The organism is Stenotrophomonas sp. STEN022 (genome assembly GCF_056760155.1).
Window position 1 is genome coordinate 15,665 of record NZ_JBRREG010000064.1, and the last position, 12,753, is coordinate 28,417.

At 64.6% G+C, this 12,753-nt stretch carries 13 protein-coding genes; 11 read left to right on the top strand and 2 right to left on the bottom strand.

The window, feature by feature from the left end; translation table 11 throughout:
* The first annotated feature begins 34 nt into the window (after positions 1–34).
* From ACVOMF_RS13740 to ACVOMF_RS13770, 7 genes are all read left to right on the top strand, one after another.
* Positions 35–421: a YbaN family protein gene (locus tag ACVOMF_RS13740; protein ID WP_481509808.1), complete on the top strand. Its 387-nt coding sequence runs from the start codon at positions 35–37 to the stop codon at positions 419–421.
* Entirely contained in the window at positions 418–552 is a 135-nt protein-coding gene (locus ACVOMF_RS13745; RefSeq protein WP_481509797.1) for a hypothetical protein, read from the top strand. The genes ACVOMF_RS13740 and ACVOMF_RS13745 overlap by 4 nt, the downstream gene beginning before the upstream one ends.
* Positions 542–1,258: a tonB-system energizer ExbB gene (gene exbB, locus ACVOMF_RS13750; protein WP_481509798.1), complete on the top strand. Its 717-nt coding sequence runs from the start codon at positions 542–544 to the stop codon at positions 1,256–1,258. The genes ACVOMF_RS13745 and exbB overlap by 11 nt, the downstream gene beginning before the upstream one ends.
* A gap of 9 nt (positions 1,259–1,267) precedes the next feature.
* Positions 1,268–1,693, top strand: coding sequence for a TonB system transport protein ExbD (gene exbD, locus ACVOMF_RS13755; RefSeq protein WP_481509799.1), 426 nt, complete (start codon positions 1,268–1,270; stop codon positions 1,691–1,693).
* Positions 1,690–2,430 (top strand): energy transducer TonB, encoded by a 741-nt coding sequence (locus ACVOMF_RS13760; protein ID WP_481509800.1) that lies wholly within the window; start codon positions 1,690–1,692, stop codon positions 2,428–2,430. Before exbD ends, ACVOMF_RS13760 begins: the two co-directional genes overlap by 4 nt.
* Before the next feature lie 208 nt (positions 2,431–2,638).
* Positions 2,639–3,859 carry a helix-turn-helix domain-containing protein gene (locus ACVOMF_RS13765; protein ID WP_481509801.1) on the top strand — a complete coding sequence of 407 codons (1,221 nt, stop codon included), beginning with the start codon at positions 2,639–2,641 and terminating at the stop codon, positions 3,857–3,859.
* 47 nt (positions 3,860–3,906) lie between these two features.
* Entirely contained in the window at positions 3,907–4,575 is a 669-nt protein-coding gene (locus tag ACVOMF_RS13770) for a glutaminyl-peptide cyclotransferase (RefSeq protein ID WP_481509802.1), read from the top strand.
* 336 nt (positions 4,576–4,911) lie between these two features.
* On the opposite strand, the gene ACVOMF_RS13775 is transcribed toward ACVOMF_RS13770, so the two are convergent.
* The gene (locus ACVOMF_RS13775; protein ID WP_481509803.1) at positions 4,912–6,939 is read right to left on the bottom strand and encodes a sodium-translocating pyrophosphatase; all 2,028 of its coding nucleotides are present in this window, start codon (positions 6,937–6,939) and stop codon (positions 4,912–4,914) included.
* A 242-nt stretch (positions 6,940–7,181) separates the two neighbouring features.
* Here ACVOMF_RS13775 and ACVOMF_RS13780 point away from each other — a divergent pair, with 242 nt between their 5' ends.
* Entirely contained in the window at positions 7,182–7,688 is a 507-nt protein-coding gene (locus ACVOMF_RS13780) for a hypothetical protein (RefSeq protein ID WP_481509804.1), read from the top strand.
* Between the two features lie 368 nt (positions 7,689–8,056).
* On the opposite strand, the gene ACVOMF_RS13785 is transcribed toward ACVOMF_RS13780, so the two are convergent.
* Positions 8,057–9,313 (bottom strand): 6-phosphofructokinase, encoded by a 1,257-nt coding sequence (locus ACVOMF_RS13785; RefSeq protein ID WP_481509805.1) that lies wholly within the window; start codon positions 9,311–9,313, stop codon positions 8,057–8,059.
* 143 nt (positions 9,314–9,456) lie between these two features.
* On the opposite strand from ACVOMF_RS13785, the gene ACVOMF_RS13790 reads away from it, so the two are divergent.
* The 3 genes from ACVOMF_RS13790 (at position 9,457) to ACVOMF_RS13800 (ending at position 12,564) form a co-directional block, all read left to right on the top strand.
* Positions 9,457–10,020, top strand: a complete 564-nt coding sequence (locus tag ACVOMF_RS13790; protein WP_057627841.1) for an adenylate kinase — start codon at positions 9,457–9,459, stop codon at positions 10,018–10,020.
* 329 nt (positions 10,021–10,349) lie between these two features.
* A complete protein-coding gene (gene mpl, locus ACVOMF_RS13795; RefSeq protein ID WP_481509806.1) occupies positions 10,350–11,828 on the top strand; it encodes a UDP-N-acetylmuramate:L-alanyl-gamma-D-glutamyl-meso-diaminopimelate ligase in 1,479 nt (492 codons plus the stop codon).
* 130 nt (positions 11,829–11,958) lie between these two features.
* Positions 11,959–12,564 carry an LON peptidase substrate-binding domain-containing protein gene (locus tag ACVOMF_RS13800; RefSeq protein WP_481509807.1) on the top strand — a complete coding sequence of 202 codons (606 nt, stop codon included), beginning with the start codon at positions 11,959–11,961 and terminating at the stop codon, positions 12,562–12,564.
* The last annotated feature ends 189 nt before the right edge of the window (positions 12,565–12,753 follow it).

Consider the following 12,753-nt stretch of genomic DNA (forward strand, 5'->3'; position numbering starts at 1 on the left):
GCGCGCCAGCAGACACCACGAAGGCAGCGACGTGATCCGCTGGCTGTGGTTCTGCATGGGCTGGGTGATGGTGGCACTGGGCGTGATCGGCGCGTTGCTGCCGGTGATGCCGACCACCATCTTCCTGATCCTGGCGGTGTGGGGCTTTTCCAAATCCTCGCCACGCTTTGAAGCGTGGCTGCTGCAGCATCCGCGTTACGGTCGGTCGTTGCGGCTGTGGCGCGAGCAGGGCGCGGTGAGCCGCAAGGGCAAGTGCTTTGCCGCTGGCGGCATGGCGCTGGGCTATGTGCTGTTCTTCATCGGTGCGCATCCGAGCTGGAAGCTGGCGGTGCCGGTGGCTGTTTTCTTCCTGGCCAGTGCTGCCTATGTGCTGTCGCGACCGAGCCCGCGCGAGCCGGTGGCCAGTGAGGAGCAGTCATGACGCGGTCTACCGCTACGCAGCATGCGGTGTCGTGCCAACGCGACGCCATTTTGTACAACGTTCAACGCACCAGCCAGATCGCCAGTGCGGCTTTCTTCCACGACGATCCGGAATCTTTCCATGCACGCTGACATTTCCTCTCACGCCGCCACACCGGCACTCACGCCCTGGGCCATGTACCAGTCCGCCGACTGGGTGGTGCAGGCGGTGATGATCTGCCTGGCATTGGCATCGCTGGCAACCTGGACGGTCCTGATCGCCAAGACATTGGAGCTTGGTCGTATCGGCCGTGAGCTGCAGGCTGCGCGCGAGGTGCTGGAGGTCAGTGGCAGCCTCGATAGTGCGGAGGCGCAGCCGTTGCTGCAGCAATCGGACCTTGCACGCGGCATGCTGGGTGCGGCGCGTACCGAGCTGGCCTTGTCCGCCGATGCGCAAGGCCATGATGGCGTCAAGGAACGTCTCGGCTCGCGCCTTGAGCGCATTGAGCTGGGTAACAGCCGGCGCCTGCGCAGCGGTGTCGGTCTGCTGGCAAGCATCGGTGCGGTGGCACCGTTCGTCGGTCTGTTCGGCACCGTGTGGGGCATCATGAACAGCTTCGTCGGCATCGCAGCGTCCAACACCACCAATCTTGCCGTGGTTGCGCCGGGCATCGCCGAAGCCTTGCTGGCTACCGCGATGGGCCTGGTCGCGGCAATCCCCGCGGTGGTGATCTACAACCACTTCAGTCGCCGCCTGCTGAGCCTGCGCGCACTGGGCGGTGACATCTCCGCCAGCGTGCAGCAGATCGTCTCGCGCGATCTGGATTGCGGCCGCGCGCTGACGCGCGACGCGCGCTGAGGCCTGGCAATGGCAATCCGTACTTCCCGCGAGTCCGACGACGAAGCGCTGGACGAAGCGCACGAGATCAATGTCACCCCGTTCATCGACGTGATGCTGGTGCTGCTGATCATCTTCATGGTGGCCGCGCCGCTGGCCACCGTCGATGTGCCGGTGGAATTGCCGGCCAGCAGCGCCAAGCCACAGCCGCGTGAGGCCGAGCCGCTGTTCCTCACCGTGCAGGCCGATCTGTCGCTGCGCGTTGGTGAGACTGCGGTGTCGGCTGACGCGCTGGCGGCGGAACTTGAGAAACGCACCCAGGGTGATCATTCGCAGCGCATTTTCCTGCGCGCCGACCGTTCGGTCAGCTATGGCGACCTGATGGAAGCCATGAACCTGCTGCGTCGCGCCGGCTACCTGAAAGTGGCGCTGGTCGGGGTAGAGCAGTCGCCGTGACCGCCGCTACTGCATCCTCCCGCCTGCGTTGGGGTGGCAGCTTTGCGCTGGCGCTGCTGCTGCACGCCGTGGTCATAGGCGCGGCGTTGTGGTGGAGTCTGCGCGCGCCGCCCGTGCTGGCCGATCAGCAACCGCTGGAAGCGGTAATGGTCGATCTGGCCGAGACGCCCGAGGCTCCACCCGCCGCGCCAACCGAGATCCCGCAGGGCCCGCCGCAGCAGGAGCAGCAACGCAGCGAGCCGACCCCGGCGCCGCGCGTGGAACACGAGCCACCGCCGCAGGAGCCGGAGGTGGTTGACGCTTACGTGCCGCCGCAACCGCGCGAACAAGTGCCTGCCTCCGACGCCCACAGCGTCGACCAGACCCTGGCGCCGCCAGATGTCAGCGCCAAGCCCAGTGAGCGCTACGCCGCCCGCCAGACCACGGCCGGGCAACAGGCGCAGGCTTCGTTTACCTGGCAAGGGCAGCTGTTGGGGCATCTGGAAAAATACCGCCGCTATCCACGCCTGGCCGAGCGTCTGCGCCAGCAAGGCGTGGCCTATGTGCGCTTCAGCGTGGACAGGCAGGGCAAGGTCAGCAATGCCCGGATCGGCCGCAGCAGCGGTCATGACAGCCTGGACGAGGCCACGCTGGAGACAGTGGCGCGCGCAACACCGGTGCCGGCACCGCCAGCGGACGTCGCTGGCGACCCGGTGGAGGTGATGGTGCCGGTGGAGTTCTTCATCAATCGTAGGTAAGCGACAGTCCCTGATTCCCTGCAGGCGTGGGCTGTCCCTTCGTCCCGCAGGAAAGTGGGCTGTCCCGGGAGAGGGGTAGGGGTGAGGGCGCTTTTTAGCGGTTGTCTTGCAGCGCGCAGGCATTCCCCCTAGGGATGACTCGACTGCCTGTGCAGGCGCAGCATCGCGGGAAAGTGCATCCACGCCCGCCCGCAGTTAGCCTGCGCAGATGGATTCCCTGATCGCAGCATCCGCGCGCGCCCTGGCCACCGGTGACGTACTCACCGCGCTCAAGCACGTCGCATTGCGTGACGACCCTCCTGCACTGGCGCTACGCGGAATCGCGATGGCCCAGCTGGGCGACCTGACCCGTGCACGCGAGCTGCTGCGACGTGCGCAACGTGGCTTCGGCGCACACGAAGTCCTCGCACGCGCACGCTGCGGTCTGGCCGAAGCCGAAGTGGCACTGGCGCTGCGGGAACTTGGCGGCAACTCCGAACCGCTGTCGGCCATCGCGACCGTGCTTGATGCGCAGGGTGATGCGGCCAATGCGTTGCAGGCATGGCTGATCCTGGCGCGGCGAGTGCTGCTGCTGGGCAAGCTGGATGAAGCAGCGCATGCGCTGGCCAGGTTGGAGGGAAGGCAGCTGCCACCCGCGCTGAGCGCCATGGCTGATCTGACCGCTGCGACCTTGGCATTGCGCAGGATGCAGATTGCGCAGGCACGCGTGCTGCTGGAACGCGCACGGATGGCTGCGGCGCAAGCAGGTGTCGGGGCGCTGCAGGCTGAAGTGGACGCAGCCCGCATCAAGCTGGCGCAACCGGCTGCGCGTTGCCTTGGCGCAGGTGCGGATCAGTTGCTGCGTATCGATCAGGTGCAGCAGCAGTTGGATTCCGGCGCATTGATCGTTGACGGGTGCCAGCGTGGCATCAGGTTTGGCGCAAGCTGGCAATCGCTGGCAAGGCGTCCGGTGCTGTTCGCGCTTGCCCGTGCGCTGGCCGAGGCCTGGCCGGGCGAGGTTGACCGTGATGTGCTGATCAGCCGTGCATTTGCCATGTCCCATTACGACGAGACGCTGCGCGCTCGGCTGCGTGTGGAGATCGGTCGCCTGCGCGGGCTCATCGCGGCGCTGGCGCAGATTGAAGCGACAGCTGCTGGCTTCCGCCTTTCCCCTTGTTCGGCGACCTCGGTGAAGGTATTGCTCCCGCCCATCGAGGGCGACCAAGGCGCACTGCTCGCGTTGCTTGCCGATGGCGCGGCCTGGTCGACCTCGGCATTGGGTTTGGCCTTGGGTCAGAGCCAGCGCAACGCGCAGCGGGCGCTGCTGGAGCTGGAGGCAGCAGCGCGTGTGTACGCGATTGGACGCGGACGAGCGCAGCGTTGGCGCGCGGTGCCGCTGAGCGGATTCACGACGATCTTGTTACTCCCTGCTGCGCTGCCGATTGACTAGTGTCGCTGGCAGGCAGCCAATCGCGGACATGCCAGGAGATCGCAGCGATGAATACCCAAACCCTGAATCCCAAGGTTGCAGCGGCCAAGGTCCGCCCAGCCGAGGTGGTACGCAAGTACGGCCCGTTTGCCGGCTCGGACACCGTCAATGGCGTCAGCTTCGATGGAACAAACGTCTGGGCCGCCACGGGTGCGGCGCTGGTGGCCTTCGACCCGCGCGATGGCGGGACGGTGCGCAGCTTGGCCGTGCCTTGTGATGCCGGTACTGCGTTCGATGGAACCTATCTCTGGCAGATCGCCGAAGCGCGTATCGACAAGATCGATCCGCAAAGTGGCGAGGTGCTGGCATCGATCCCGGCACCGGGCAATGGAATGGATTCGGGCATGGCGTGGGCGGAAGGCAGCCTGTGGGTGGGGCAGTACCGGCAGCGGAAGATTCACCAGATTGATCCAGCCGACGGCAAGATCTTGCGCACGATTGAATCCGACCGTTTCGTCACCGGCGTGACCTGGGTGGATGGGGAACTCTGGCACGCGACAGGCGAGGCAGGGCAGAGTGACATCCGTCGCCTGCGAGCCGATACCGGCGCGGTGCTTGAGCGCCTGCAGATGCCGGAAGGCATCAGCGTCAGTGGGCTGGAAGCGGATGGTGGTCAGTTGTTCTATTGCGGTGGTGGCAATGATGGTCGGGTGTATGCGGTGAAGCGTTCGGGCTGAGTGGTGTTGTCTTTTTTACGGCTGACTGATGCGATGTCAGCTTCGCGGCTTATGGCCCGAGGCCACCCGGCGCCGCTCCCTCAAGTGCTTTGAGTTGTTGGGTGCTTCGTGCACTTTCCGATCACCACGCTGCTGGATACAGGGGCCCCTCTCCCGCGCGCGCGGGAGAGGGGTTGGGGTGAGGGCAGCTTTTCGCTGTCAGGCAGAACTAAAGCAGCGGAACCAGCAGCAGAGCCACGATGTTGATGATATTGATCTGCGCCTTCGGCGCCCCCATCCCGTTCCCTTCCCCGTGAACGGGGGAAGGGCGAATGTGCAATGCGCAGTCGGCTACGACTACAGCAATGGCACCAACAGCAGCGCGACAATATTGATGATTTTTATGAGGGGATTGATCGCCGGCCCTGCCGTGTCCTTGTACGGATCACCCACCGTATCGCCAGTCACAGCGGCCTTGTGCGCTTCACTGCCCTTGCCGCCGAAGTGGCCGTCCTCGATGTACTTCTTGGCGTTGTCCCAGGCACCGCCGCCGGTAGTCATCGAGATCGCGACAAACAAGCCGGTGACGATGGTGCCGATCAACAAACCACCCAATGCCTTCGGCCCAAGCAGCAGGCCAACCACCACCGGCACGGCAACCGGCAATAGCGAAGGCACGATCATTTCCTTGATCGCCGAGCGGGTCAGCATGTCCACCGCCTTGTGGTACTGCGGCTTTGCCGTGCCCTGCATGATGCCGGGGATCTCGCGGAACTGCCGACGTACTTCCTCCACCACCGCACCGGCCGCTCGGCCCACCGCTTCCATCGCCATCGCGCCGAACAGATACGGAATCAAACCGCCGATCAGCAGGCCGATGATCACCGTGTGGTCGGACAGATCGAAGGCAAAGGCCTCGCCCGGATGCGCCACCTGCAGGTTGTGGGTGTAGTCGGCGAACAGCACCAGTGCCGCCAATGCCGCCGAACCGATCGCGTAACCCTTGGTTACCGCCTTGGTGGTATTGCCCACTGCGTCGAGCGGATCGGTGATGTCGCGGATGTCCGATGGCAGCTCGGCCATCTCGGCAATGCCGCCGGCGTTGTCGGTGATCGGGCCGTAAGCATCCAGCGCGACGATCATGCCGGCCATCGACAGCATCGCCGTCGCGGCGATGGCAATGCCGTACAGACCGCCGAAGTGGAAGGCCGACCAGATCGCCACACACACTGCGATCACCGGCAGGGCGGTGGATTTCATCGATACACCGAGGCCGGCGATGATGTTGGTGCCGTGGCCGGTGGTCGATGCCTGCGCCACGTGCTGCACCGGCTTGTACTGGGTGCCGGTGTAGTACTCGGTGATCCACACGATCAGGCCGGTCAATACCAGCCCGATCAAGGCACAGATATACAGGTTGGTGGCGCCGTGGCTGGAGTCGGCCATCAACTGCGTGGTTACTGGCCAGAAGGCAATGGCGGCCAGCACGCCGGAGACGATCACGCCTTTGTACAGTGCGCCCATGATCGAGCCGCCGGCTTTCACCTTGACGAAGAACGCGCCGATGATCGAGGCGATGATCGACACGCCACCCAGTACCAGCGGGTACAGCACCGCGTTGCGGCCGACTTCCGCCATCATCATGCCGCCGAGCAGCATGGTGGCGATCACCGTCACCGCATAGGTTTCGAACAGGTCAGCGGCCATGCCGGCGCAGTCGCCGACGTTGTCACCGACGTTGTCGGCGATCACCGCCGGATTGCGCGGGTCGTCCTCGGGAATGCCTGCCTCGACCTTGCCGACCAGGTCGGCACCGACGTCCGCGCCCTTGGTGAAGATGCCGCCGCCCAAGCGCGCGAAGATCGAGATCAAGGAACTGCCGAATGCCAATCCGACCAAGGCGTGCAGGTTGTCGGCCTGGCTCAGGCCCATGCGCTGCAGAATCAGGTAGTAGCCGGCCACGCCAAGCAGGCCCAGCCCGACCACCAGCATGCCGGTGATAGCACCACCCCGGAACGCCACATCCATGGCCGCGCTCATGCCGTTGCGGGCCGCCTCGGCGGTGCGCACGTTGGCACGTACCGACACGTTCATGCCGATATAGCCGGCAGCACCGGACAACACCGCGCCGACCGCAAAACCGATCGCCGTGTACCAGCTGAGGAAGACGCCGACCAGCACGAACAGCACCACGCCGACGATGGCGATGGTCAGGTACTGGCGGTTGAGGTAGGCCCGCGCGCCCTCCTGGATGGCGGCGGCGATTTCCTGCATGCGGGCATTGCCGGCAGGTTGTCGTAGGACCCATTGGGCCGAGATGATGCCGTAGACGATGGCGACAGTGGCGCAGACAAGCGAAAGCACAAGACCGTACTGTTCGAGCATGACCCCTCCAGCGTTGGTGGATGCCATCCAGCTGTGGATGAAGCGGGGACACGCCGGGTAGATCGAAGCACTGGAACAGACCCGGGCCGCGTGCGGCTGTGGTACGTGTCGCTGTGTTCAAACACTCTGAGGCGGCCTGAGTATGACTGGCAGCTGTCTCGACCGCCAGCCACCGCTGCTTGCTGTTGGGTTCAGTCGGATGCTGGCAACGTCGCGTATCTGTCCATGTGGAATCGCTGCCGATGAAAGTCCTGCTAGTCCTTGCCGTGACGGCCTTGTCGCCGCTGCCGTTGTTGGCGGCCAACGCCAAGCCCGAGATCGAACGCCCGGCAGCCAGCGCGCAGGCCACTGGCGCGGTGCATACCGTGCGGCAGATCCCAGAAGCCTGTACCCGCATCGAAGGCCGCTTCACCGGCACGGCGGCGCAGCCGTATGACATGCAGTTGGTGCGCACCAGCCCGCAGTGCCAGCCGCGCGCGGTGTTCCTGGATGCGAGCAAGGTCAATCCCAGCGAAGCGGCTGGCTGGAAGCTCAATGAAGTGGCACGTATTCCCTCGGCGTCCTGCAGTTCGCAGCAGGCCGTGATCGAAGTGTGGCGCAAGCCGGCCGGGCAGCAGGTGGCCCTGGACGGGCAGGGCCAGAACCGGGTCTATCTGGGCGATGCCAAGGCGCAGGCCGCGGCGGGGCGATTGGCGGCGTTGCCTGCATATTCGGCCAAGCTGGCGATGCAGGGTTCGGCCTGCCGATAACGGCGGTGTTGCCGCGAGCTCAGCGCTATTGTGTCGATTGGGGGACGTGGTCGTGCTGCGCGAGCTGCTGGCCAACCCGGTAGCCTGCCGCGGCCAACCCGCAAACGATGAGAAAGCCAAGCATCCCGATCAATAGCTTGCGGAACATGCTGCACCGCCGGTGTGGAGACCTTGGGCGAAGCATGCGCCGCCCACCGGGGCGGCACACCTGTCTGAAGTAATGCCGGCGATCAGGCTCCACCTGTAGAGCCGAGCCATGCTCGGCTGGGACGTTATCGGGAGAGCCCAAGGGTAGAGCCGAGCCATGCTCGGCTGCGGGATTACCGGGAAAGCCTCTGCCGAGCATGGCTCGGCACTACAGGGCTGCTTCAGCCTTCCCAGCTCGGCAGCTTCCTGGCTACGGCCACGTTCTTCAGGGTGACGTACTTGGGTAGGCCATCGCGACCATACGGCAGAGGTGCTTCGCCACGAATCAACGGCTGCAGGTAGCGGCGCGCCTTCTCGGTGATGCCGAAACCATCCTTGCGGATGAAGCTCGCCGGCATCTTCTTCTCGTGGTTGGCGACCTTGGACAGCGGCGCGGCTTCGATCTTCCAGCGATACGGCACGTCCGAGCTGCGCACGATCACCGGCATCACCGAGTTCTGTCCCTTCAGTGCGAACTGCACTGCCGCCTTGCCCACCGCCTGTGCCTGTTCCCAATCGGTCTTGGACGCAATGTGGCGGGCTGAGCGCTGCAGGTAGTCGGGCAGGGTCCAATGCACCTTGTAGCCGAGTTCGGCCTTGACCTTGCCGGCCAGGTACGAAGCCACGCCGCCGAGCTGGGTGTGGCCGAAGGAATCCTTTACCCCGCCGGCATCGGCGACGAACTGGCCGTCGGCGGTATGGATGCCTTCACTGGCGACCACCACGCAGAAGCCGACCTTCTCAACGACCTGTTTGACCTTGGCCAGGAATACCGGCTCGTCATAGGCGCGCTCTGGCAAGAGGATGATCTGTGGCGCGTCGTCTGGGTTCTCGCCAGCCAGGCCGGCGGCGGCGGCCAGCCAACCGGCATGGCGGCCCATTGCTTCGTAGATGAAGACGCGGGTAGAGGTTTCAGCCATCGCCGCCACGTCCAGCGCGGCCTCGCGAACCGAGATCGCGGTGTACTTGGCGGCCGAGCCGAAGCCCGGGCAGGTGTCGGTGACCGCCAGGTCGTTGTCGATGGTCTTGGGTACGCCCACGCAGGTCAGCGGGTAGCCGTACTCCTTGGCGAGCTGCGAAACTTTGAGCGCGGTGTCGGCCGAATCATTGCCGCCGTTGTAGAGGAACCAGCGCACGTCGTGCGCCTTGAAAACCTCCAGCAGGCGCTCGTACTTGGCGCGGTCGGCATCCAGCGACTTGAGCTTGTAGCGGCACGAGCCGAACGCGCCGCCCGGGGTGTGGGCCAGCGCGGCGATGTTGACGGCCGACTCCTTCGAGGTGTCGATCAGCTCCTCGCGCAACGCGCCGAGGATGCCGTTGCGCGCAGCCAAGACCTTGATTTTCCTGGTCCTTGCCTCGGCTATGACGGCCGAGGCGGTGGCGTTGATGACGGCGGTGACGCCGCCGGACTGGGCATACAGCAAGGTGCCTTTGGACATGGGCAATACTCTCCAGAGCGGGAGGACATTCCGGGACATTGGCCGGATGCGGTAAGCTGCACATATTGCGGTGCAGCGTGAATCGGCCCATGAGTCTAACGCCGCTGTCCGTCCCGTTTCCTCAAAACATATGGGAGTCAGGAATGCGATTGGTTCTGTTGGGACCGCCCGGTTCGGGCAAGGGCACACAGGCGACGAGCCTGAAGGAACAACTGCAGGTTCCGCACATTTCCACCGGTGACCTGCTGCGCGCCGAAGTGGCTGCCGGCACCGAGCTGGGCAAGCAGGCCAAGGCGGTGATGGATGCCGGCAACCTGGTGTCCGACGATATCCTGCTGGGCATGCTGGAATCGCGCCTGTCGCAGGCCGATACCGCCAAGGGCTTCATCCTGGATGGTTACCCGCGCAACGTGGCCCAGGCCAACGCGCTGGGCGAACTCCTGGCCAAGCTGAACCAGCCGCTGGATGCCATCGTGCAGTTGGACGTGCCGACCGAACTGCTGGTCGAGCGCATCGCTGGCCGCGCCCAGGAGCAGGGCCGCGCCGATGACAATCCGGAATCGGTGCGTCAGCGTCTGCAGGTCTACAACGATTCCACCGCACCGGTGATCGACTTCTACGCCGCCAAGGGCACCCTGGCGCGCGTCGACGGCGTTGGCGCGCTGGACGAAGTGCTGGCCCGCATCCTGGCGGCGATCAAGCGCTGAGGATGTCCGGCTGTGGCGGGCGACCGCCGCAGCCGCTTGCCTGGCAGCGTAAGGCGGCCAGGCATACAGAAACGCCCGGGTCCATGAGCTGGATCCGGGCGTTTCGCGTATAAAAAGCCAGCTAAGGGCGTGCTCATGGCCCCATCAGTATGAGCTCCCTGGGGATGGCCTCTTGGGGAGTAGGACCTGAGGGATACTGAGGCTGGCGTCACGTATTTTCATTGTGAATGTCGCGTGACGGTATCAGGGAATCCCCTACAGGCGATTGGGTATACATCTCGGGTTGCATCTGGATACCCCTAATCCGGCGCATCGGCGACAATCTGGGGATGAGCAAGATCCATATTCTCGGCATTGCCGGTACTTTCATGGGCGGCGTGGCCGCTCTGGCCCGCGAACTCGGCCATCAGGTCGAAGGCAGCGATCAGGCGGTCTATCCGCCGATGTCCACCCAGCTTGAAACGCTGGGGATCAGCCTGTCGCAGGGCTATCTGCCGGGCAATATCAGTCCCGATTGCGACGATGTTGTGGTGGGCAATGCGCTCTCGCGCGGTAACCCGGCGGTGGAGGCGGTGCTGGATTCGGGCCGTCGCTATACCTCGGGCGCGCAGTGGCTGTCCGAACAAGTGCTGCCGGGCCGTGACACGCTGGCGGTGGCCGGCACCCATGGCAAGACCACCACCACCACCATTCTTTCCTTCTTGCTGCAGGCCGCTGGGCGTGAGCCGGGCTTTCTGATTGGTGGCGTTGCAGAGGATTTCGGGGTGTCGGCGCGGTTGGGCAGGTCGCTGGCTGGGAGTGCGGGTAAGGCCTTACCCTCATCTGCCCCTTCGGGGCACCTTCCCCCGGCGGGGGAAGGGGAGGACGCGTCGATCCTTTCGGATCGATCAGTTTCAAGTCGACCACTTTTTGTGGTGGAAGCGGATGAATACGACACCGCCTTCTTCGACAAGCGCAGCAAATTCGTCCATTACCGCCCGCTGGTCGCCATCCTCAACAATCTGGAGTTCGACCACGCCGACATCTTCCCAGACGTGGCCGCGATCCAGCGCCAGTTCCATCACCTGGTGCGCACCGTGCCTGGCCGTGGTCGTCTGATCGTCAATGGCGAGGACAAGTACCTTGCCGAAGTGCTGGCGATGGGCTGCTGGACGCCGGTGGAGCGCTTTGGCTTTGATCCGTCGCTGGAATGGAGCGCACGCCTGATCAACCAGGATGGCAGTGCGTTCGCTGTGCTGCACCGGGGCACGGAAGTGGCAACTGTGGAATGGTCGCTGCTGGGTCGGCACAACGTGCTCAATGGCCTGGCTGCCCTGGCCGCAGCACACGCGGTGGGCGTCGAGGTTGCCAGTGTGGCGCCGGCCTTGGCGGGCTTCCACAGCGTCAAGCGACGCATGGAAGTGATCGGTCAGGCGCAGGACATCACCATCTACGACGACTTCGCCCATCACCCGACCGCGATCCACACCACGCTGCAAGGCCTGCGCGCAAAGGTTGGCGATGCACGCATCGTGGTGGCGATGGAGCCGCGCAGCAATTCGATGCGCTTGGGTGCGCATTCGGAGGCATTGGCGCCGTCGCTGGATATCGCCGATGCAGTGGTGTTCCTGGCGCGCCCGGAGCTGCCGTGGGATGCGGCCAGAGTGATTGATGCAGTGCGTGGTGATGCGCAGGCAGTCAGCGATACCGATGCATTGCTGGCCAAGCTCGGCGATGTCGCGCGCGCTGGTGACCATGTGGTGTTCATGTCCAACGGCGGTTTCGACGGCGCGCCGCGGCGTTTCCTGGCGCAGCTGCAAGGCGTTTGATCCAGCTGTTTTCAGGCCGGGTTGCGTGCAACCCGGCCCTGCATTGATTGCGCGCGCACGATGAATTGTCGTGGTGCTGTGGTGGAGTACCATCGGGCTTGTCTGCCGAATACCTGTCATTACACCGACCATGCAATTGCTCAGTCTTGCCCTGTTTCCCCTGCACGCGGCGTTGTTGCCCGGCGCGATGTTGAACCTGCGTGTGTTCGAGCCGCGCTATCTGGACCTGGTGCGCGAATGTGGGCGTACCGGCAGCACCTTTGGTGTGTGCCTGATCCTCGAAGGCGAGGAAGTCGGTGCGCCAGCAATCCCTGCCGCATGGGGCGTTGAAGCGGTGGTCGAGGACTTCGACGTTGGCCCTGATGGCGTGCTGGTACTGCGCCTGCGTGGTGCGCGGCGTTTCCACGTAACCGCGACTCACGTGCGCGACAACGGACTGGTGATGGCCGATGTCGAATGGTGTGATCGCGACAGCGATGACGAGCTGCAGCCCGAGCACAGCCTGCTCGGTACCTTGCTGGAAAACATCATCGAGCAGATAGGCGGCGAGTACGCCGCTGCTGGTCCTGCGCAGTTGGATCAGGCAGCGTGGGTGGGCTGGCGTTTGGCCGAACTATTGCCGTTGCAGGAAACCCAGCGGCTGCAGTTGCTGCAGGAAAACGACCCGCAGCGGCGCCTTGATAGATTGCTGGAGTGGATCCCCGAGCTGGACGTGCCGATCGAGGAAGATCTCTAACCCAGTTGTAGGATGTGGGAGCGGCGTAAGCCGCGAGGCCGATACATCACCAGATTGCGATTGCCGCGAGAGGTGAAGCATTGCCAGCTTCGCGGCTTACGCCGCGGCCAAAGGGCCAAAATTTGAGGCAGCAATGCCTTTGTAGTGGGGCGCCCCCCGACGGGCGGGGGGTGGCCCGCCCATCCCGAT